Origin of the sequence: Streptomyces sp. NBC_01551 (assembly GCF_026339935.1) — a bacterium.
Taxonomy (GTDB): Bacteria; Actinomycetota; Actinomycetes; order Streptomycetales; family Streptomycetaceae; genus Streptomyces.
The window spans coordinates 5,342,284-5,364,154 of record NZ_JAPEPX010000001.1; the positions used below are offsets into that span (position 1 = coordinate 5,342,284).

The window sequence follows — 21,871 nt, forward strand, 5'->3', positions numbered from 1 at the left end:
AGACGTGCTGCCGAAGCCCCCCCCGGACGGTCCGCGCGTGCCGCTTCCCCTGGCGCGCGCGACGGGGGCTCCGACTCGAAGGGTTGCAACGGTACGCAACTCTCGCCAAGCCCCGGTCACCCGACCGAGACTGTCCGGACGTCGCAGAGCGGCGTGACGGCTCCTTCCTCGGGGCTCAACGGATCAGGGGTGGTGCCGAGTCGGCGCGGCGCCGCCCCCGATCTCCGGTCAACGGGCCCGGATCCCGGCCGGGGGCGGTTTGGGGACCACTCCTCAACCCGTGATCCGCGCCCGTTCCACCACCGCGCCCAGGTCCAGGCTGTGCGGCAGCGTCCCGAACGCGGAGCCCCAGTCATGGCCCAGCCGCGACGCGCAGAACGCGTCCGCGACCGCCGGCGGGGCCCAGCGGACCAACAGCGACCCCTGTAGCACCAGGGCCATCCGCTCCACGACCCGGCGGGCCCTGGCCTGAATCCCCTCCAGGTCCGCGAGCTCCGTCAGCAGGTCCTTGATGGCCGAATCGAGCCGGTGATCGGCGCCGCGCGCCAGCCCGACCTCCTGTAGGAACGCGTTCAGCGCCAGCGGCTCCCGCTGGAGCGCCCGCAGCACGTCCAGCGCCTGCACGTTGCCCGAGCCCTCCCAGATGGAGTTCAGCGGGGATTCCCGCAGGAGTCTGGGCAGCCCCGACTCCTCGACGTAGCCGTTCCCGCCCAGACACTCCAGGGCCTCGGCGACCATCGGCGTACAGCGCTTGGTCACCCAGTACTTCGCGGCGGGCACCGCGATGCGCAGGAAGGCCCGCTCCTGGTCGGTGTCCGCGTCGTAGGCCGCCGCGAGCCGCAGCGACAGCACCGTCGCCGCCTCCGACTCCAGGGCGAGATCGGCCAGCACGTTGCGCATCAGGGGCTGCTCGATGAGCGGTGCTCCGAAAGCAGAGCGGTGCTCCGCGTGGTGCACGGCCTGCGTCAGCGCCTGACGCATCTGCGCGGCCGAACCGATCGTGCAGTCCAGCCGGGTCGCCGCGACCATCCCGATGATGGTCCGCACCCCCCGGCCCTCCTCGCCCACCCGGCGGGCCCACGTCCGGTCGAACTCCACCTCGGCCGACGCGTTCGAGCGGTTGCCCAGCTTGTCCTTCAGCCGCTGGAGCGCGAAGACGTTGCGCGAGCCGTCCGGCAGCACCCGGGGCACCAGGAAGCAGGTCAGCCCGCCCGGGGCCTGCGCGAGCACCAGGAACCCGTCGCTCATCGGCGCCGAGCAGAACCACTTGTGCCCCGTCAGCAGGTACTCCCCGGGGGCGTCCAGCGCCGCCGCCGCCGTCGTGTTCGCCCGTACGTCGCTGCCGCCCTGCTTCTCCGTCATCCCCATGCCGAACAGCACGCCGGCCTTCGCGGCCGGCGGCCGCATCTCCCGCTCGTACAGGTGCGAGGTCAGCAGCGGCTCCCACTCCGAGGCCAGCTCCGGATCCACCCGCAGCGCCGGCACCGCCGCGTGCGTCATCGAGACGGGGCAGCCGTGCCCAGCCTCGGCCTGCGACCAGACGAAGAACCCCGCCGCGCGGCGCAGATGCCCGGCCGGCCGGCCCCAGGCGTCGGTGAGCCCGGCGCCGACCGCCTTCCCGAGGAGCCGGTGCCAGGCGGGGTGGAACTCGACCTCGTCGATCCGGTTGCCGTAGCGGTCGTGCGTCAGGAGTTTCGGAGGGTTCTCGTTCGCCTGCCGGGCCCACTCCTGGGCCTGCGACGAGCCCGCGGCACGCCCGAGGACGGTGAGCTCGTCCCGTACGGCGCCGAGGAGTTCGGGGGGCGCGTCCGCGAGGTGCCGCTCCACCCCCTCGGTGAGGACCCGGTCGCCGCTGAAGACGTCGTACGCCACCAGGGGCGGAGCCTGGTTGCCGACTGTGTGGGTGGTGGCTGCCATGCGGATACCGTAAGGACGTGCAGCCAGCAAAAGAAACACCCGAGCGGATCCCTGGGCGGCTCCACCGGGCACGTGCCCTCTACCGCAACGTCTCCAAGCGCAAAATGGCCTGGCTGCTGCTGAAAGACACCGTCAATTCGTGCATCGAGTACCGGATCCTCGGACTGGCGGCCGAGGCGGCGTTCTTCACGCTCCTGTCGCTGCCGCCGCTCTTCCTCGGCCTGCTGGGCCTGCTCGGGTACGTGGACGGCTGGACCGGAGGCACGTTCGTGGCCAGCATCGAGGAGAACATCCTCGGCGCGGTCGGCACCGTGCTGTCCGACCGGGGCGTCAACGACATCGCGAAACCGATGCTGGACGACGTCACCAGCCGCGGCCGCCCGGACCTGATCTCCCTCGGCTTCGCCTTCGCCCTGTGGTCCGGCTCGCGCGCCGTCAACGTCTTCATCGACACCATCACCGTCATGTACGGGCTCGACGGGCAGCGCGGGATCGTCAAGACCCGGCTGCTGGCCTTCCTGCTGTACGTGATCGCGCTGGTGATCGGGTCGATCGTGCTGCCGCTGATGATCGCCGGCCCCGACGCGGTGGTCCGGCTGGTGCCCTGGAGCACGGAAGTGATCGCGGTGCTGTACTGGCCGACCGTCACCCTGCTGTCCATCGCCTTCCTCACCACGCTCTACCACGTGTCCGTGCCCGTGCGCTCGCCGTGGATCGAGGACGTCCCCGGCGCGCTCGTGGCGCTCGCCATGTGGGTGCTCGGCTCGTTCCTGCTGCGGATCTACCTGACCAACACCGTGGAGGGGCCGACGATCTACGGCTCGCTGGCCGCGCCGGTCGCCGTGCTGCTCTGGATCGGCATCTCGGCCTTCGCCGTGCTCGTCGGCGCCGCCGTGAACGCCGCGATCGACCGGGTCTGGCCGTCCGTGGCCACGGCCGCGGCGCGCGAGGCGAACGAGCGGGTCCGGGAGGCGGAGGCCGCCCAGCTGGTGGCCCGGGCCGCCGCGTGGCGGGCGCTCGCGGAAGGGGAGTCGGAGGACGACGAGGACGGCGGGATGCCCTCGGAGTTCCCCGAACGGTGGTCGAACTTCCTTCCCCCGGAGGACTACTCCTCCCGCCTGCGCAAGCACTGAGGCCGGGGCGCGCGCGAGCCGCCGGAAAAAGAGTTGGCGGGCGCGCGAGGCCCCTTGGTACGGTGAGCATGTTCCCGCCGGTCGGCGGGAACTGACGGCACGTGCATGACCCGGAGGTGAGTTCGTTGATGACTGTCACTGCGCAGGGCGCTGCCCGCATCCAGAAGACCATCAATGTCACTTCCGTGGTCTCCGGCTGATCCCAGAACTCTTCGCGCGCCGCCGAGCGCGCGCTGCCGGGGCCACCCTGTGAAGGGTTCCCCTTGTCTTTCTCTTCTTTCCCGTCTTCGTCTTCCTCTTCGTCTGCGGCGTCTTCGTCCTCCGCGTCTTCGTCCTCCGCGTACGCGCCCGCCCTGGCCCCGTTCGGCTGGGACGAGGCGTGGGAGGCCGAGTTCGCCCCGTACACCGAGCAGGGCCTGGTTCCCGGCCGGGTGGTACGGGTGGACCGCGGCCAGTGCGACGTCATGACCGCGGACGGCATCGTCCGCGCCGACACCGCCTTCGTCACCCCGCACGACCCGCTCCGCGTCATCTGCACCGGTGACTGGGCGGCGGTCGAGGCGGTCGGCAACCCCCGGTACGTGAAGACGTACCTGCCGCGCCGGACCGCGTTCGTACGGTCCACCTCCTCGCAGCGCTCCGAGGGGCAGATCCTGGCCGCCAACGTCGACCACGCGATCATCGCGGTCTCCCTGGCCGTCGAGCTGGACCTGGGCCGCATCGAGCGCTTCCTGGCGCTCGCCTGGGAATCCGGCGCGCAGCCGCTGGTCGTCCTGACCAAGGCGGACCTCGTCCCCGACCCGGTGACGCTCGCGCACCTGGTCCAGGACGTGGAGACCACCGCGCCGGGCGTCGACGTCCTCACCGTCTCCTCCCACACCGGGGAGGGCACGGACGTGCTGGCGGCGGTCGTCGCAGGCGGTACGAGCGTGCTGCTCGGCATCTCGGGCGCGGGCAAGTCCACGCTGGCGAACGCGTTGCTCGGCGCCGAGGTCATGGACGTCCGGGCCACGCGTGACGTGGACGGCAAGGGCCGCCACACCACGACCACCCGCAACCTGCTGGCGCTGCCCGGCGGGGGCGTCCTGATCGACACGCCGGGGCTGCGGGGGGTCGGCCTGTGGGACGCCGAGGCCGGGGTCGGGCAGGTCTTCTCGGAGATCGAGGAGTACGCCGCGCGGTGCCGGTTCCACGACTGCGCGCACGAGGCCGAGCCGGGGTGCGCGGTGCTGGCGGCGGTCGACTCCGGGGCACTGCCGGAGCGGCGGCTGGAGAGCTACCGCAAGCTGCTGCGGGAGAACCAGCGGATCGTCGCCAAGACGGACGCGAGGCTGCGGTCCGAGATCCGGAGGGACTGGCGCCTGAAGTCGGCGGAGGGCCGGGCCAATTACGCGGCGAAGCGCAGCGGCCGGGCGTGACCCGTACCGATCCGGCTCCGCCGGCGTGCGAGGCGGGGCGCCGGCGTCACTGACCGCCGGCCCCCGGCCCCGTTGCCGGGGGCCGGCCCCCGCACCCCTGGTCCTCAATCGCCGGACGGGCTGGGGGTGGCCGGGCGTGCTGGGTTCGGTGCGGCGCCGTTGCCGGGGGGCCGGCCCCCGGACCCCCGGTCCTCAAACGCCGGGCGGGCTGGATGGTGGCCGGGCGGCCCGGGGACGGTTGGGCGGGCTGGGGGCGGCCGGGTGGCCCGGGGATGGGCGGACGGGCTGAGGCGGTCGGGGCCTGGGGGTGGTCCGGCGGATCGGGTGGGGTTAGGTGTTCAGGCCCCAGGTGATGACCTTTTCCGGGTGGATGCGGATGACCTCCGGGCTGAAGTGCGGGCCCAGGGTGTGCGGGCCCACTTCCAGCGTGGCGCGGCCGCGGATCTCCAGGCCCCTGACCCGCCACGGGCGGGTGCTCACGAGGTCGTCCACCACCAGCGCGAGCCGCGGGTTGCCCTGGAGGTTGCGCCACTTCTTCGTCGTGCCCATGGCCAGGCCGCCCACCAGGACCGTCCCGTCGTCCTGCGGGAAGAACCCCACCGGGTTCGCCTGCGGCTGCCCGGCCGCGTCCACCGTCGCCAGCCGCCCCAGATGCTGCGACCCGAGGTACGCCAGCTCGGCCTCGCTGAAACCCTTGAACTCCGTCATACGACCACCCTCGCAGCGCCGCAGGCCCCCCGCATCGGGCCCGCGGCCGAGCCGCGCCTAGGCCCTTGGCACTACGTCGCCAGTACGGCTCCCAGCCACGCCGCCGCGACCATCAGGCACGCGAACAGCTCCACCAGCACGCTCGTGCCCACCGCCCGCATCACCGCCCGCACCGAGGCCCACGCCTCGCCCGAGGCGCCCAGGCGCAGTCGCTCGCACAGGTAGATGCCGCCCACGAACCCCGCCGCCGCGCCCACCACCGGCAGCACCACGAAACCCGCCAAAGCACCGACACCCGCGTACACCGCCATCCGGCGGGTCACCCCCACCCCCCGCAGCCGTCGCGGCGGCAGCAGCCACTTCACCACCTGGACCACCAGCAGCAGCGCCGTCGCCGAGACCAGCAGCGTCCACGCCACCGACGACCGCTCGTGCAGCGCCCACCACAGCAGCCCCGCCCACACCAGCCACGTCCCCGGTACGCCCGGCACCATCACCCCCACCACGCCGAGCAGCAGCACCAGCCCCACCAGGAGCAGCTGAGGCAGATCCATCTGCTCAGCGTGACCGACCGGGCGCTATCGGGCCACCCAGCCCCGCTCGTACGCGTACCAGCCCAGCTGGAGCCGCGTCGTCACCCCCGCCAGCTCCATCAGGCCCTTCACCCGCCGCTGCACCGTCCGCAGCCCCAGCTCCAGGTGCTTGGCCACGCTCGCGTCCGTCATCCCCGCCAGCAGGAGCGAGAGGATCTCCAGGTCCGTGGCGTCCGGACCGCCGTCCGACTCCTCCGGCGCCCCGGCGGAGCCCAGCCGCAGCGGCAGCGACTCCCGCCACACCGCCTCGAAGAGGCCCATCAGGGACTCCAGCAGCCCCGACGCGTGCACCACCAGCGCCGCCGGCTCCGCGCCCCGCGCCGTCAGCGGGACCATGGCCAGGCTGCGGTCCGCGATCACCAGCTTCGTCGGCACCTCGCCCGTCACCCGGATCCGCTCGCCCCGCGCCAGCGCGGTCGAGGCCTCCCGGATCCCGGTCGGCAGGGTCAGTACCTCGCGCTCGATCACCACCCGGTACTCGACGCCCCGTACCGAGGCACGCTCCTCCGCCTCGTTCTCCATCCCCGTCACCACCTGCGGCCGCCCGCTGACCAGCGCGCACACCTCCTGCGCCGCGCCCAGCTGGAGCTGGTGGAACCGGTGCGCCACCGCGCTCGCGCCCGTCACCACCTCCACCAGGTCGTGCACCGCCGGCTCGGCCGCCTCCACCCGGTACTCCTGCGCCAGCAGCGCCGCCGCCAGCTCCGCCTGCTCCAGCTCGTGCCGCTGCTGGGTCAGCAGCGCCCCCAGCGCCACCCCCGGCGGGGCCGCCACCCACCGCCCCGGCCGGGCCGAGGACTGCGCCGCCAGGCCGTGCCGCTCCAGGTGCCGCAGCGCCCGCTCGGTCTGCGGCACCGGCAGCGTCAGCCGGTGCGCGAGGTCCGGGACCTCAGCCGCGCCCAACGCCACCAGCGCCCGGTACGCCGACTCCTGGCCCTCGTCCAGGCCTATCGCACCCAGCAACCCGCCCACCCCATTTCCGCACGGCGCCTGGCGGGAAGCGGCCACGGCGCAAACCCGCCCCGGACATCATCGCCGCACCCACCGCCACTCTGCCAAGGTGACGCCACCGCAGCACCAACCACCGCAGGCCATAAGCCACTTACGCGGCGACTTCGCCGCGCAACGCAGGAGATGGCCGGAATTCACCTGGGGAGAGCGATGCGCCCGATATCGCGCACGGCACTGGGAGCGGCCATCGCGGCCGTCCTGGCCGTCACCGCCGTCGGCCCGTCCTCGGCACGGCCGAGCGACGACGGAGCGCCCGGAGCGGGGAACAGACCGCTCACCGGGAGCGAGTCCGCCGCCCGGCAGTCCGGCGCCCCCGTCACGGTGACCCTCGTGACCGGCGACCGGATCCTCGTCTCCACCGACGCCGCCGGCCGCAGCGCCGCCACCGCGATGCCGCGCGAGGACGGCTCCCAGCCGCTCGTGCAGACCCGCCAGTCCGGCGAGGACCTCTACGTCTACCCCGAAGGCGCCGTCACCGCGCTCGCCGCCGGGAAGGTCGACCGGGAGCTCTTCAACGTCACCGGCCTGATCCGGCAGGGCTACGACGACGCCCACGCCAAGAAGCTTCCGCTCATCGCGGTCTACGACGGCTCCGTGAACGTCGCGCGCAGCGCACCGCCCGCCCCGCGCGGCGCCGACCGCTCCCGCACCCTCGCCTCCATCGGCGCCGTCGCGCTCGCCGCCGACAAGCAGCGGGCCGCCGCCTTCTGGGCGGACGTCACCGACACCCGCTCCCGCGCGGCCGGCGGCCTGAGGAAGCTGTGGCTCGACGGCAAGGTCCGGGCGAACCTGGAACGCTCGACCAAGCAGGTGAACGCCCCCGCCGCCTGGGCCGCCGGATACGACGGCAAGGGCACCAAGGTCGCCGTCCTCGACACCGGGACCGACCTCGAACACCCCGACCTCAAGGGCCGCGTCGCCGCCTCGGAGAACTTCACCGACTCCGACACGGACGCCGACCGCCAGGGCCACGGCACCCACACCATCTCCACCGTCGGCGGCTCCGGCGCCGAGAGCGGCGGCGCCAAGAAGGGCGTCGCCCCCGGGGCCGGGCTGCTCAGCGGCAAGGTGCTGAACGACCAGGGCTACGGCCTCGACTCGTGGATCATCGCCGGCATGGAATGGGCCGTCGAGAGCAAGGCCGACGTGGTCTCCATGAGCCTCGGAGACCCCTCGCAGACGGCCTGCGACGACCCGATGTCCGCCGCCGCCGAACACCTCGCGCGCAGCACCGGCACCCTGTTCGTCATCGCCGCCGGAAACTCCGGACCCGGCAACAACACGGTCTCCTCGCCCGGTTGCGCGCCCAGCGTGCTGACCGTCGGCGCCGTCGACCGTGACGACACCACCGCCCCCTTCTCCAGCCGCGGCCCCGCCGGACCCCAGCACACCCTCAAGCCCGAGATCGCCGCCCCCGGAGTCGGGATCTCCGCCGCCGCCATGGGCGGCCGCGGGGTGTACGCGTACCAGTCCATGAGCGGCACCTCGATGGCCACCCCGCACGTCGCGGGCGCCGCCGCCATCGTCAAGCAGCGCCACCCCGACTGGACGGCGCAGCAGATCAAGGCCGCCCTCGTCGGCTCGGCCAACACCGCCGTCCCCGGTGACGTGCGCCAGACCGGCGGCGGCCGCCTCGACGTGAAGGCGGCGATCGACACGGCCGTCATCGGCGCCCCCGCCGTGCAGGGCGGCACGTACCACTGGCCGCAGGAGCGCGGCGACCGCACCGGCGTCGAGATCCCGTACACCAACACGGGCAGCCGGCCCGTCACCCTGGACCTCGCCGTCGAGAAGGTCACCGGCAACGACGGCTCGGCCGTCCGCAGCCGGATCGCCCGCCTGGAGCGACGCACCGTGACCGTCCCGGCCGGGGCCACCGTCAAGGTGCCGCTCGCCCTCGACCCGGCCGCCCGGCTGGAACGCTCCCAGTACGGGGACGTCACCGGCCGCGTCGTCGCCACGGCGAACGGCGCGCGCGTCTCCACCCCCTTCTCCCTCTACGTGGAGCCGGAGACCGTCACCCTGCGCGTCAAGCTGATCGACCGCTGGGGCAAGCCGGCCGCCGGACCCTCCTCCCTCGACGTGATCGGCACCGACGACGCCAGCGGCGAGCGCCGCTTCAACGAGGGCGCCGCCGACCAGGTCTACCGGGTGCGCCCGGGCTCGTACTTCCTGTCCGCCTTCGTCGCCACCCTCGACGCGGGCGAGGGAGCCACGCTGTACGACTCCCTCACCTACCTCGGCCGCCCGCAGCTGGAGGTCAGGAAGGACACGGTGGTCACGCTGGACGCCCGCAAGGCGGCCCGGCTCTCGATCGAGACCGAGCGGCCGACCGAGGCCCGCAACACCACCCTCGCCTTCGCCCGCCACTGGGACGACACCTGGCTGCACGCAGGCACGGCGGCGGGCGGTCGCACCATCCGCGGCTACTACGCCTCGGTCGAAGGCCGCGCGGACGACGGCGCGTTCGAGTTCGGCAGCTACTGGCGGGCCGCCGCGCCCCTGGTCTCCGAGCTGAAGGCCGCCGGCGGCGGCCCGGTGCTGCACCCGATCACCGCCTCCACCGGCAGCGACAACCTCGACGGAACCGGCAGCGCACCCCTGGTCGACGCGGGCGCCGGCACCGCCGAGGAACTGGCCGCGGCCGGTGCCAAGGGCGCGATCGTGCTGGTCAAGGCCGCGGACGACTCCTTGTACGAGGTCGCGAACCGCGCGAAGGGGGCCGGCGCCAAGGCCGTCCTCGCCCACCGCGACGCCCCCGGCCGCTGGGTCGGCTTCACCGGCTACGCGGGCGGCTCGCTCCCGGCGCTGACCGTCGACTCGGCCGAGGCGAAGGCCCTGCTGGAGCGGCTCGCGGGGGGCAAGGTCACGCTGGCCTGGAAGGCCGCCGCGAAGAGCCCGTACGTCTACAACCTGGCGCAGATCGAGCAGGGCCAGGTCCGGGGAGAGCGCACCTACCGGGTGCGCGACCGCGACCTCGGCGCGGCCGAGTCCACCTACCACGCCATGGGGGTCGGCGCCGACTTCATGGACCTGCCGGGCGCCTACCGGCCGCTCGGCAACGCCGTCTTCTTCGGCGGCCTCGACACCGTCGCGGTGCCGGGCAAGCGCACCGAGTACTACACGCCCGGCGACACCGCCTGGGAGCACCTGGTCTCCAGCAGCTTCCCGTGGGGCGAGTTCATGACCGACCAGCAGCGGACGTACGCCAAGGGCGGCAAGCGGAGCGAGAGCTGGTACGACGGGGTCATCGGCCCCGTCGCGCCGCGCGACGCCTCGGGCCGGGCGGTGCTCGCCGCCGAACGTCAGGGAAACCTGATCGGCTTCGCCCCGGCGATGTGGGGCGACAGCGGGCACTACGCCCAGCCGGGCTCCTTCGGCGACATCGGCGGCCTGGTGCTGAAGCGCGACGGCGAGCAGATCGGCGAGAGCTGGTACCCGTCCGGGGTGTTCGAGGTCCCGGCCGGGGAGGCCACGTACGAACTGACCCAGCAGGTCGAGAAGATCGGCGCCCCGGCGCGGACCTGGCAGCGCTCCCGGGGGGTCGTGACCTCGTGGACCTTCCGTTCGAAGGCGGACCCCACCCAGTACTCGCAGGGCCTGCCGATCCTGTTCCCGGCGCTCACGGTGCCGGAGGACGGGATGAAGGCCCTCGCGGCGAAGGACGGCCAGACGATCGGGCTCGGTGCCACCGGGCACGCGGGATACCGGCCGGGGGCGCTGAAGTCGGCGAAGCTGGCGTACTCGTACGACGGTGAGCACTGGACGCAGGCGAAGGTCGGCGAGCGGGACGGCCGGTGGACGGCGGTCGTGGACCACGCGGGTGCCGGGGGCAGGCCGGTGACGCTGAGGGTCGAACTGACGGACGCGAACGGGGCGTCCGTCACCCAGACGGTCGCGCGGGCGTACGACGTCCGCTAGTTCGTACGACTGACCGGGAAGGGGTCCGGCGGGCGGCGGCCCGCTGGACCCCTTTCGGGTATTCGGCGTTTTCCGACGGGCCTTCGGGCCGAGAATGGGGGCATGAGTCAGCAGGGCGCGGACGACTGGTGGCAGAAGCTGTACGAGGACCCGGACGCGGGACCGGAGCCTGATCCGGGGGACACCCTGGACCACCGCTTCCGCTCGGCAGCGGTGGTGGTGACCCCACCCGCCCCCGGGGAGCCGCCGCCACCCCTCCTCCCGTCCCAACGCCACCCCGAGCCGCCGCCGGAGGGACGTCCGGACCCGCTGGGCGCCGCGGGGACGGCCGCACGCCCGGCGGAGCCGGGGCTCCACGGGGCGACGGGGGCCGTGCCCGGCGCCCGGCGCCCGGACCCGCGCCCCGACCTGCCCCCGCACCTGCGGCCGGAGGCCGGCGGACACCTGCCGCCGGACCCCGTCGCGGACGCGAACCCGCGTCCGGAGTCCGTCAACGGCCCCCGGCCGGGAGGGAGCCCGGACGCGGTGCCGGGGACCGCCCCGGGGTCGCCTCCGAGAGCGCGTTCGGATCGGCGTCCGGAGTCCGGCACGGGCCCGGGGACGGGACGGGGCCCGGACGTGGCGCCGGGCGCCGTGCCCGGGGCGCTTCCGGGAGCGCGGGCGGGGTCCGTGCCAGGGCAAGGGCCGGGGCCGGCTCTGGGGCGGGGCCCGGAGGCCGGTCCGGAGCTGCGGCCGGGGCCGCCGCGGGATCCGCGGCAGGCCGGGCCGACCGGGTACGCGCTCGGGGACGTGACCGTGCCGCCGGCGCCGGCCGAGCCGGAGGAGGCGCCCGAGTTGCCGGTGTGGCGGTGGGGGGTGCCGCGCGACGGGGAGGCGGTGCAGGAGGTTCCGCCGGCGGCTCCGGGGCCCCCGCCCGCGGCCGAGCCGGTCGGCGCGGTCGGACGGCGGCCCGAGGTGCGCCACCTCGGCGACCGGGCACCGACCTACGCCGCCGAGCCGGGCTCGCTGCCCGTCGCCGACCCCGCCGACCTCGACCGGCTCGTCCCCGACACCGTCCTGGAGGGGGCCCGCCACGGCACGTACACCCTGCGCGCCGCCTCCGTACGCGGCGACTCCGCCCGCTACCGCGGCGAGGCCCGCAGGGACTTCCTGCTCACCGCCCGCTTCGGCACCGGCGACGACGCCCTCGTCCTCGTGGCCCTCGCGGGCGGCGACCGGGCCGCCCCCGGGGCCCGCGAGGCCGCCGCCGAGGTGTGCCACTGGGTCGCCGCCGCCATCGGCCGCAGCCAGGAGCGGCTCGCGGCGGACATCCGGTCCGGCCGGCGCGACGCCCTGCGATCCGGGCTCCAGCGGCTCACCGACCGCGGCTACGGCCGGTTGCGCGCCCACGCCGCCGAGCTCGGCCTCGCGGAGGAGGAGTACACGGCCGGGCTACGCGGGCTGCTGCTCCCGGTGGACCCGGAGTGCAAGACCCGGGTCAGCTTCGGCACCGGCGCGGGCGGCCTGTTCCGGCTCCGCGCGGGCCAGTGGCAGGACCTGGAGCCCGGGCGCGACCCCCGGGAGCCCGCCCCCGAGGACCCGGCCGGCGGCGGCTTCCGGTTCCGCGCCTCCGTGGCCCGCCCGGGGGACACCCTGCTGCTCTGCTCCGGCGGCCTCGCTGAGCCGATGCGCGAGGAGGCCCTGCTCCCGGCCGCGCTCGGCGCCCGCTGGGCCGAGCCGGAGCCGCCCGGCCTGGCGGCCTTCCTCGCGGACACCCAGCTGCGCCTCAAGGGCTACGCCGACGACCGGACGGCCGCCGCCGTCTGGGAGGCGTGATCCGGGGGAACGTGCGTGGATGGAAGGCGCACACGGCACAGAAAGGGCACCCCCTCCATGGCCAAGCAGAACGTGGCGGAGCAGTTCGTCGACATCCTCGTGCGCGCGGGCGTGCGGCGGATGTACGGAGTCGTCGGCGACAGCCTGAACCCGATCGTCGACGCGATCCGCCGAACGGGTGGAATCGACTGGATCCAGGTCCGGCACGAGGAGACGGCCGCCTTCGCGGCCGGCGCCGAGGCCCAGATCACCGGCTCGCTCGCGGCCTGCGCGGGCTCCTGCGGGCCCGGAAACCTGCACCTCATCAACGGCCTCTACGACGCCCACCGCTCGATGGCCCACGTCCTCGCACTCGCCTCGCACATCCCCTCCGGCGAGATCGGCCTCGGCTACTTCCAGGAGACCCACCCCGACCGGCTGTTCACCGAGTGCAGCCACTACAGCGAGCTGATCTCGAACCCGCGGCAGATGCCCCGGGTGCTCCAGAGCGCCATCCAGCACGCCATCGGCCGCGGCGGCGTCAGCGTGGTGTCCCTGCCCGGGGACATCGCCTCGCAGCCCGCGCCCGAGAAGACCGTCGAGCACGCGCTCGTCACCGCGCGGCCCACGGTGCGGCCCGGCGACGGGGAGATCGAGAAGCTGGTCCGGCTGATCGACGAGGCGGACCGGGTCACCCTGTTCTGCGGCAGCGGCACCGCCGGGGCGCACGCGGAGGTGATGGAGTTCGCCGGCCGGGTCAAGGCCCCCGTCGGGCACGCGCTGCGCGGCAAGGAATGGATCCAGTACGACAATCCCTACGACGTCGGCATGAGCGGGCTGCTCGGCTACGGCGCGGCCTACGAGGCCACCCACGAGTGCGACCTGCTGATCCTGCTGGGCACGGACTTCCCGTACAACGCCTTCCTGCCCGACGATGTGAAGATCGTCCAGGTGGACATCCGGCCCGAACACCTCGGCAGGCGCTCCCAGCTGGACCTCGCCGTGTGGGGCGACGTCCGCGAGACCCTGCGCGTCCTGAACACCCGGGTGAAGGCCAAGACCGACCGCCGCTTCCTCGACCGGATGCTGAAGAAGCACGCGGACGCGCTGGAGGGCGTGGTCAAGGCGTACACCCGCAAGGTGGAGAAGCACACGCCGATCCACCCCGAGTACGTGGCCGCCGTGCTGGACGAACTGGCCGACGACGACGCCGTGTTCACCGTCGACACCGGCATGTGCAATGTGTGGGCCGCGCGCTATCTTTCCCCGAACGGCAAGCGCCGCATCATCGGCTCCTTCAGCCACGGCTCCATGGCCAATGCCCTCCCGCAGGCCATCGGGGCACAGTTCACCGACCGGAACCGTCAAGTGGTCTCGATGTCCGGCGATGGCGGTTTCTCGATGCTGATGGGAGATTTCCTCACCCTGGTGCAGTACGACCTGCCCGTCAAAGTGGTCCTCTTCAACAACTCATCGCTCGGCATGGTCGAGTTGGAAATGCTGGTTTCCGGCCTTCCTTCGTACGGGACGACGAACAAGAACCCGGATTTCGCCGCGATCGCCCGCGCGGCGGGTGCCTACGGGGTCCGGGTGGAAAAGCCCAAGCAGCTCACAGCGGCTTTGAAGGACGCTTTCCGGCACAAGGGGCCGGCTCTGGTGGACGTGGTCACGGACCCCAACGCATTGTCCATTCCCCCCAGGATCAGCGCCGAAATGGTGACCGGGTTCGCACTTTCCGCCAGCAAGATCGTGCTGGACGGCGGGGTGGGCCGCATGATCCAGATGGCTCGATCCAACCTCCGAAACGTGCCCCTCCCCTGACCCCGCAGGAGTGCGGATTGCCCCGGCGGGCATGCTCCCGTAGGCCTGTTCGAGAGGCTTTCGTTATCGGAGCGCGACGCGGGGGAGGACATCGCCGTGCGGGTGGGGGCGAAGACCGGGAAGCTGTGGAGACGGGGGCGGCCCGTACCGCGCGAACCGTCGGCCATGGACGGGGACGGGGCGGACGCGGTGGACACGCTGGAGATGAGCCGCAGTCTGCGCCGGGCCGATTTGAAGGCCGTGGGCGAAGTGCGGCGGGCGTTACGGGAGTTGATGCGCCACCGGTGCCGCTCGGATACCGCCGAGGCGGCGGAGCTGCTGATCACCGAGGTCGTCACCAACGCCCTGGTCCACACCGAGCAGGGCGCGGAGGTGTCCGCCAGTCTCGCCGCCGGCCGGCTGCGGGTGGAGGTCAGGGACTACGCCGCCCGCCGGCCCCGGCCGCACGTACCGACCGCCGACGACGGTACGCACGGCAGGGGTCTGGTCCTCGTACAGGCGCTCGCCGACGCGTGGGGCGTGGACGCGCCCGCGCGCGGCGGCGGCAAGGTGGTGTGGTTCGAGCTGGCCGGAGCGTGCGAAGCGGGGCCCGCCTGAGCGCGCGTACGCGCTCGGACGGGCCCCGCGGGTCCGGGGCCTTGGAGTCCGGCTCAGCCGAACTGCTGCTCCAGGTCCTTGAGTTTGCGTTCCAGTGAGTCGAGTCGGGGGATCGTCTGGGTGTCGTCCTCGGCGGTGAGGTCCACCGTCCGGGGACCGGCCGGATCAAGGGATTCGGCCGCGTTCACGGCCTGCAGGGAGGGCCGGCGTCGCAGGGGCAGCTGTCCCGCTTCCGATATGGCCGGCTCCGCGCCGACCGGCGCGGAGCCCGCTTGGGAGGTCAGCCCCGGCAGCTCGACCTGGCGGCCGCGCGAACGCCCGAACGCCCGGTGCTGGCGGCCCAGCGCCTTGATGCGCGCCCGGTCCAGCCGGTTCTGGTCGCGCCTGCGGTGCCGGTCCTGCTCCTTCTCGCGCTTGTCCTCCCGTACCTCGTCGACGGCCTCGTCCAGGGTGCGGACGCCCTCCAGCAGCATGAGCGACCACGCGCCGAAGGTCTCGCGGGGTGCCCGCAGCCAGCGGACCATCCGGATCTGCGGCAACGGCCGCGGAATCAGGCCCTGTTCGCGCAGCGCCGCCCGGCGGGTCTGCTTCAGGGCCCGGTCGAACAGGACGGCCGCCGAGAGCGACATCCCGGCGAAGAACTGCGGTGCCCCGTCGTGGCCGAGGCCGCGCGGGGCGTGCACCCAGTTGAACCAGGCGGCGGCGCCCGCGAACAGCCAGACCAGCATGCGGGATCCGAGGGCCGCGTCGCCGTGGCTGGCCTCGCGGACGGCGAGCACCGAGCAGAACATGGCCGCGCCGTCGAGACCGAACGGGACCAGGTACTCCCAGCCGCCGGAGAGGTTCAGGTTCTGCCGGCCGAAGCCGACCAGTCCGTGGAAGGAGAGCGCCGCTGCGACCGCCGCGCAGCAGAAGAGCAGGACGTACGAGGCGGTTCCGTACACGGCTTCCTTGCGGCGGCGCCGTTCCTCGCTGCGTTCCCAGCTGTCCTCGGCCGCGGCCTTCTCGCCGTCCCGCTTGCCCCGGGCCAGTACCGCCACTGCCGCAAGTACGCCCAGGATCAGCAGGCTGCCGGGCAGCAGCCAGTCCAGCGATATGTCGGTCAGTCTCATGCGGATGTCCCTTGCCTCGCGTATGCGGCGTTCCGGGCGCCATAGTGGCGCAGCCGGCCGGCCGTTCATGCGGGTTTCGGGCCAAGACGACGCCATCGGGGGGCGGGGCCCGTCGGATAGGGTGTTGTGTCTCGAACTCCCGCTCGCTTGAACGGCGTTGAGTTCGATTTACGTTCATCCGGGCGGGTGGGTTCAGCCCGCGGCGGCCTGCGTGAGCCGCACGACTCGGTCCGCGTCGCGGGTACGGGGGCAGGTGACGCAGGTGTCCTCGGGGCGGATCGTGTAGAAGAGGCAGCACCCGGCCCGATCCCGGGTGGGCAACGCCTCGCCGTCCGGACCGGTGAGGGTGCGGAAGCCAGCGCCCCCCGTGTACGGAGCCGTCGAGCCGGGCAGCAGCGCCTCCAGCTCGGCCATGGCCCGGTGCTCCTCGCCGAGCAGGTGGCCGACGTACCAGAGGCTCTCGACGACCTCGTCGGTCACCATGCCCCACAGGGCGCGGCGGCCGCGCCGCATCCGCGGGCCGAAACCTTCCACCACGGCTCCGAGGTGCTGGGCCACCGCAGCCCGCACCTCCTCGCGCAGCGCTTCCTCGTCGGGCACGACACGGGCCCCGGGGAGAGCGGCCGCCGGGTCGTCCGGCAGGCAGGCGAAGCTTTCGACGTGGACGGCCATTTGGCCGAGGGTCCGGTGGAAGGCCACCTCGGCGGCCGGGAGCCGGGGGACCCGCCGGAGCAGGAACCACGGGATCGTGATCAGCAGGCAGGCGGGCCACGCGTACCGGTGCAGCCCGAAACCGGCGATCACGTCCGGCCGGGCCGGCTGCCCGTAGTCCCGCAGGACCTGGGCCTCGTCCCATTCCAGGAAGGTGTCCAGGGCGCTGTCGCCCGCCGCGAGCTCGTCCGCGCCGACCCACCCCACACCGCGAGGGGAGGGTTCGTGCGCGGACCGCTCGATGACCTGGAGTCCGCCGTACGCCTCGGTCAGGCGGGCGTAGGCGGCGCTGAGGGCCGTGGTGGCGGTGACGGCCGTGGCGGCGGTGACGGCCTGGACGGGCATGCTGGACACCGCCGAATCACGCGATCGTTAACAGGTAAGCCTTACCTTACCTGACCATCGCCGGTGGTGCGAGAACCCGGTCGCCTATTCTCTTTTCCTGAGCAGGTCGAGACCCCTGGAGGAGGACCGAGTGCGCGAAACGGCCCAGGCCAGGATCCCGGCGCAGGCGCGGAAGGTGCCGAAGGTGTTGCGCCATTCGGTGCGCGGGCAGGTCCTGGAGGCGCTGCGCGCGGCGCTGGTGGCAGGCGACCTGGTGCCGGGGGAGATCTACTCGGGCCCCGCGCTGGGGGAGCGGTTCGGGGTCTCGGCGACGCCTGTGCGGGAGGCGATGCAGCAGCTGGCCCTGGAGGGGGCGGTGGAATGCCTGCCGAACCGGGGGTTCCGGGTCCTGGCGCGGACGCCGAGGGCGCTGGCGGAGCTGGCGGAGGTACGAGCGCTGCTGGAGGTCCCGGTGATGCTGCGGCTGGCGCGGACGGTGCCGGCCCAGGTGTGGGCCGGGCTGCGGCCGGTGGCCGACGCGACGGTGGTGGCGGCCGAGGCGGGTGACCTCGCGGGGTACGCGGAGGCGGACCGGCACTTCCACCGGGAGGTCCTCGCGCTGGCGGGCAACGCGGAGCTGGTCCAGGTCGCGGAGGAACTCCACCGCCGCGCGCAATGGCCCCTCCCGGGCGTGGCCCGCACCCCGCGCGCGAGGCTCGTCGCCGACGCGGCGCAACACGTGACGCTCCTGGAGGCCCTCATCGCCGGCGACCTCCCCCTGTCCGACTCCCTGATCCACACCCACGCCCACCCGTAGCCACGGCCGTCCCGCCTGAAACGGCACCGCCGGGGCTGCCCGGTGCCGGCCCCCGAGCCCCCGCGCCTCAATCGTCGGCGGGGCTGGATGGTGCCGGATGCCCGCACATTCCAGCCCCGCCGGCGTTTGAGGCGCGGGGTCCGGGGCGGAGCCCCAGGTTTTTTGGCCGGCCGGCGATTGAGGGCGCGGCCGGGCAGGGCCCGCGCGGGGCGGGGGTCAGGTGGCCGGGGCCGGGTGGAGTTGGTCGGCCAGCCAGGTGGGGATGCCGCCCAGGAGGTGGAACAGGCGGCGGGCCTCCGCGCGGAGCCGGGCGGCTTCCGGTTCCGGCTCGGCCTCGGCGAGGGCGGCCAGCGCGGGGGCCGTGCCGACCAGGAACCCCAGGTCCTCCCGGATGCGCAGCGACTCCGCGAAGCCCTTGCGGGCCTCCGCCACCTCCCCGTCCCGGAGGGACAGCGCCGCCAGGTGCCGCCACGTGAAGGACAGCAGCAGGGTGTCGCCGTGGGCCAACGCGCCGGCGTGGGCGCGACGGTACGCCGGACGGGCCGACTGCGGGGCGTCCGCGAGGTGTTCCGCGACCAGGCCCCGGCGGAAGTCCAGCAGCGGGCGGGTCCGCGAGCCCGGGGAAAGCAGGGCCGCCGCCCGCCCCAGGGCGGACCGGGCCTCGTCCGAGCGGTCGCGGACGCCCAGAACGGTGGCCGCGTACGCCAGCTGGCCCCGCTCGCACGCCGCCGCGCCCCGCTCGTCGTCGTCCCGCGCCACCGCCTCCGCGACCCGCAGCGCGTCCTCCGCCTCGGCCCAGCCCTGCCCGGTGAACAGGCACCGCTCGACCAGCAGCGCGGTGCGCTGCACGGCCGCCCCCGCGCTGCCCACGTGCGGCGTCAGCAGGGCCGCCGCGTCGGTCCAACAGCCGCGCGAGCGCAGCCGCCATATCGCCCGCTGGAGGGGGTCGTCTCCCCCGGTAGTTCCGGCACCGGACATGGCGGTGTCCGCCACATTGCCCTCCCCAAAGCAACCAAGCAGCACGTCTTCGAGCCCTGGGGCGAAATGAGAGCACGGATCGCCTTGATCGGCCAAGGGGTCGGGTGAACCTTTTCACAAAGTCCGGATGCCGCATCAGGCGCCCCCGACCGGCCCTCGACCGGCGCCCGACCGTATCGGCTCAGCTCATCCGCAGTGCGAGGAAGAAGTCGAGCTTGTCCTCCAGCCGCGACAGGTCCCGACCCGTCAACTGCTCGATTCGCCCGACCCGGTAGCGCAGCGTGTTGACATGCAGGTGCAGCCGCGTCGCGCACCGCGTCCAGGAACCGTCGCAGTCCAAGAACGCCTCCAGGGTCGGGATGAGCTCCGCCCGGTGGCGGCGGTCGTAGTCCCGCAGCGGGTCCAGCAGTCGGGCGGTGAAGGCCCGGCGCACGTCGTCCGGCACGAACGGCAGCAGCAGCACGTGCGAGGCCAGCTCGTGGTGGCCGGCGGCGCACACCCGGCCCGGCCGGGCCGCCGCGACCCGGCGGGCGTGCCGGGCCTCCTCCAGGGCCCCGCGCAGCCCCTCCGCCGAGTGCACGGCGGCGCTGACCCCCAGCGTGATCCGGCCGTCGTCGGCCAGCCCGGCGGCGAGCGGCTCCCGCACGGACGCGAGCAGCGCGTCGGCGTGCAGGGCGGCGTCCGGGCCCTTGTCCTCCCCGGCGTCGCCCAGCAGCGACGGCAGCGGGACGAGGGCGATGGCCTCGTCACCCGCGTGGGCCACCGCGATCCGGTCGGAGGGCTCCGGGCCCGACATCGACGGGTCGACCAGGATCTCCTCCAGCAGCGACTGGGCCACCGGGCCGCCGGGGATGTCCCCGCCCTCCCAGTCCACCCGGGCGACGACGACCTGCCAGTGCGGGGCGGCGCCCAGTCCGGGCAGCAGTACCGGGGCGGCCACCCGCAGGCGCGCGGCGATCTCGGCGGGCGGGGCGCCCGTCTGGACCAGTTCCAGCACCTCCTGCGCGAGCCGGCGGCGCACCGTACGGGCCGCGTCGCGCCGGTCCCGCTCGACGGCGATCAGCTGGGTGACGCCCTGGAGCAGGTCGAGCCGCTCGGCCGGCCAGTCGCCCGCGTCCGCCTCGACGGCCAGCAGCCAGTCCGACAGCACGCTCTCGCGGACGTCCCGCGAGGCGGGCCCGGCCGCGGCGCCGCGGCCGTGTCCCCTGATCGGGAACAGCGAGTAGGTAATACCCTGGATGGAGATCCGGTGCGGGCCCCTGCGGCCGGTCCGGACCGCTGCGAGGTGCTCACTCGCGAGTGTGGCGCAGACGCCCGGCGCCAGCGGTTCGCCGGCTCCGGCGATCTGTCGGCCCGTGGGTGAGAGCACCCAGGCCCGAAGGTCGAGGTCCGTGGTGAGCAGATCCAGCACCACATCGGGGCCACCGCCCGCCGGGCCCGATGTCATCAGCCGGCGATGGCGGTCCACGACGGCCGCGAGGTCGCCCGCGCGCTCTCCCGAAACCTGCCGTACGACGTATTCGGTGATCGTGGCGAATGCAACGTCCTCGTTCACCGCGAACAGCGGCAGCCGGTTGCGCACACAGGCCGAGACCAGATCGTCGGGGATGTCGCCGAGCTCCGCCTCGCCCGCCGCCAGCCCCGCGACACCCGCGCTCGCGAGGATTCGTACGAATGGCTCGGAGTCGGCTGAATTTCTTCGCCAGGCCAGCCCTGTCAGGACAAGTTCGCCTCCGGTGAGGTACCGGCTGGGATCCCTCAGGTCGGTCGTCATGACCCCGCGGACCGTCCGGTCGAGTTCTTCCTCGCCGCCCAGCAGCCGCAGCCCCAGCGCCTCGGTTTCCAGCAGTGCGCGCAGCCGCATGATGTCGCCGCCGATCTGTCTCGATGTTGCCGTTGGAAATCGGGCAGGTCATCGCATCCTGCCTTTCATACGAATCTACAAGACGAGGGAGGCCGTCAGCCAACTCCTTCATGGTTTCGGTGACTGCACCCGGGGGACGCGCGGCTTGTGTACTGACTCCACACCGCGTTAACAGCACGTGAACGACCAGTCGAGGGCCTGATGGCCTCCTGGCTTGAAGTGAACGACACGATGAAGAAGAAGAGAGCCGCACATGGACTTCCTTCGCCCCGCCAGCTGGGAGGAGGCGCTCGCCGCTAAGGCCGAGTTCCCCACAGCTGTGCCGATTGCGGGTGGCACCGATGTGATGGTCGAGATCAACTTCGACCACCGCCGGCCGGAGTACCTCCTGGACCTGAACCGCATCGGTCTGCTGCGGGAGTGGGAGGTCGCCGAGGACGTGGTGCGTCTGGGCGCCTCCGTCCCGTACACGCAGATCATGGAAAACCTCCGCACGGAGCTCCCGGGTCTCGCGCTCGCCTCGCACACGGTCGCGTCCCCGCAGATCCGCAACCGCGGCGGCGTCGGCGGCAACCTCGGTTGCGCCTCCCCGGCCGGCGACTCGCACCCCGCCCTGCTGGCGGCCGGTGCCGAGGTCGAGGTGGAGTCCGTGCGCGGCTCTCGCCTGATCCCGATCGACGAGTTCTACACGGGCGTCAAGCGCAACGCGCTGGCCGCCGACGAGCTCATCAAGACCGTCCACGTCAAGAAGGCGGACGGCCCCCAGCAGTACTCCAAGGTCGGCTCCCGCAACGCGATGGTCATCGCCGTCTGCGCGTTCGGCCTGGCGCTGCACCCCGAGACCCGCACGGTCCGTACCGGAATCGGTTCGGCCGCGCCGACCCCGATCCGCGCGAAGGCCGCCGAGGAGTTCCTGAACGCCGCGCTCGAAGAGGGCGGCTTCTGGGAGTCCGGCAAGGTCATCACCCCGTCGATCGCCAAGCAGTTCGGTGACCTCGCCTCCGGCGCGGCCAACCCGATCGACGACGTCCGCGGCACGGCGAAGTACCGCCGTCACGCGGTTGGCATCATGGCTCGCCGCCAGCTCGTCTGGACCTGGGAGCAGTACCGCGGTACCGGCAACGGCCGCTCGCTTGAAGGGGCTGCGTAATC

General features: G+C 73.4%; 16 protein-coding genes. 8 read left to right on the forward strand and 8 right to left on the reverse strand.

The window, feature by feature from the left end:
* Positions 1-273: 273 nt before the first annotated feature.
* Positions 274-1,917 (reverse strand): acyl-CoA dehydrogenase family protein, encoded by a 1,644-nt coding sequence (locus OG982_RS24175; protein WP_266783393.1) that lies wholly within the window; start codon positions 1,915-1,917, stop codon positions 274-276.
* 17 nt (positions 1,918-1,934) lie between these two features.
* Here OG982_RS24175 and OG982_RS24180 point away from each other — a divergent pair, with 17 nt between their 5' ends.
* Both OG982_RS24180 and rsgA read left to right on the forward strand, forming a co-directional pair.
* Positions 1,935-3,050, forward strand: a complete 1,116-nt coding sequence (locus tag OG982_RS24180; protein WP_266783391.1) for a YihY/virulence factor BrkB family protein — start codon at positions 1,935-1,937, stop codon at positions 3,048-3,050.
* 263 nt (positions 3,051-3,313) lie between these two features.
* Positions 3,314-4,468: a ribosome small subunit-dependent GTPase A gene (rsgA, locus tag OG982_RS24185; RefSeq protein ID WP_266783389.1), complete on the forward strand. Its 1,155-nt coding sequence runs from the start codon at positions 3,314-3,316 to the stop codon at positions 4,466-4,468.
* Between the two features lie 330 nt (positions 4,469-4,798).
* Here rsgA and OG982_RS24190 read toward each other — a convergent pair whose 3' ends face one another.
* The 3 genes from OG982_RS24190 to OG982_RS24200 form a co-directional block, all read right to left on the reverse strand.
* Positions 4,799-5,176 carry a PPOX class F420-dependent oxidoreductase gene (locus tag OG982_RS24190; RefSeq protein ID WP_266783387.1) on the reverse strand — a complete coding sequence of 126 codons (378 nt, stop codon included), beginning with the start codon at positions 5,174-5,176 and terminating at the stop codon, positions 4,799-4,801.
* Positions 5,177-5,247: 71 nt separating this feature from the next.
* Positions 5,248-5,730: a DUF456 domain-containing protein gene (locus OG982_RS24195; protein WP_266783384.1), complete on the reverse strand. Its 483-nt coding sequence runs from the start codon at positions 5,728-5,730 to the stop codon at positions 5,248-5,250.
* Positions 5,731-5,754: 24 nt separating this feature from the next.
* A complete protein-coding gene (locus tag OG982_RS24200; protein ID WP_266783382.1) occupies positions 5,755-6,732 on the reverse strand; it encodes a helix-turn-helix domain-containing protein in 978 nt (325 codons plus the stop codon).
* A gap of 198 nt (positions 6,733-6,930) precedes the next feature.
* On the opposite strand from OG982_RS24200, the gene OG982_RS24205 reads away from it, so the two are divergent.
* The 4 genes from OG982_RS24205 to OG982_RS24220 all read left to right on the forward strand — a co-directional run bounded on the left by OG982_RS24205 (position 6,931) and on the right by OG982_RS24220 (position 14,913).
* Positions 6,931-10,701: a S8 family serine peptidase gene (locus OG982_RS24205; RefSeq protein ID WP_266783380.1), complete on the forward strand. Its 3,771-nt coding sequence runs from the start codon at positions 6,931-6,933 to the stop codon at positions 10,699-10,701.
* Positions 10,702-10,803: 102 nt separating this feature from the next.
* On the forward strand, positions 10,804-12,516 hold the full coding sequence (locus OG982_RS24210) for a protein phosphatase 2C domain-containing protein (protein ID WP_266783378.1): 1,713 nt from the start codon (positions 10,804-10,806) through the stop codon (positions 12,514-12,516).
* A 57-nt stretch (positions 12,517-12,573) separates the two neighbouring features.
* Positions 12,574-14,316: a pyruvate dehydrogenase gene (locus OG982_RS24215; protein WP_266783376.1), complete on the forward strand. Its 1,743-nt coding sequence runs from the start codon at positions 12,574-12,576 to the stop codon at positions 14,314-14,316.
* A 165-nt stretch (positions 14,317-14,481) separates the two neighbouring features.
* A complete protein-coding gene (locus OG982_RS24220; protein WP_266791740.1) occupies positions 14,482-14,913 on the forward strand; it encodes an ATP-binding protein in 432 nt (143 codons plus the stop codon).
* Positions 14,914-14,966: 53 nt separating this feature from the next.
* Here the strand turns inward: OG982_RS24220 and OG982_RS24225 are convergent, their stop codons facing one another.
* The gene (locus OG982_RS24225) at positions 14,967-16,025 is read right to left on the reverse strand and encodes a DUF2637 domain-containing protein (RefSeq protein WP_266783374.1); all 1,059 of its coding nucleotides are present in this window, start codon (positions 16,023-16,025) and stop codon (positions 14,967-14,969) included.
* Between the two features lie 192 nt (positions 16,026-16,217).
* Positions 16,218-17,081 carry a (2Fe-2S)-binding protein gene (locus tag OG982_RS24230; RefSeq protein ID WP_266949968.1) on the reverse strand — a complete coding sequence of 288 codons (864 nt, stop codon included), beginning with the start codon at positions 17,079-17,081 and terminating at the stop codon, positions 16,218-16,220.
* Positions 17,082-17,211: 130 nt separating this feature from the next.
* On the opposite strand from OG982_RS24230, the gene OG982_RS24235 reads away from it, so the two are divergent.
* Complete coding sequence (locus tag OG982_RS24235) at positions 17,212-17,877, forward strand: GntR family transcriptional regulator (protein WP_323139276.1); 666 nt, start codon at positions 17,212-17,214, stop codon at positions 17,875-17,877.
* Between the two features lie 216 nt (positions 17,878-18,093).
* On the opposite strand, the gene OG982_RS24240 is transcribed toward OG982_RS24235, so the two are convergent.
* Positions 18,094-18,870: a hypothetical protein gene (locus OG982_RS24240; protein WP_266949244.1), complete on the reverse strand. Its 777-nt coding sequence runs from the start codon at positions 18,868-18,870 to the stop codon at positions 18,094-18,096.
* A gap of 166 nt (positions 18,871-19,036) precedes the next feature.
* Entirely contained in the window at positions 19,037-20,719 is a 1,683-nt protein-coding gene (locus OG982_RS24245) for a PucR family transcriptional regulator (RefSeq protein WP_266783368.1), read from the reverse strand.
* Between the two features lie 253 nt (positions 20,720-20,972).
* On the opposite strand from OG982_RS24245, the gene OG982_RS24250 reads away from it, so the two are divergent.
* A complete protein-coding gene (locus tag OG982_RS24250) occupies positions 20,973-21,869 on the forward strand; it encodes a xanthine dehydrogenase family protein subunit M (protein WP_266783366.1) in 897 nt (298 codons plus the stop codon).
* Positions 21,870-21,871: the final 2 nt, after the last annotated feature.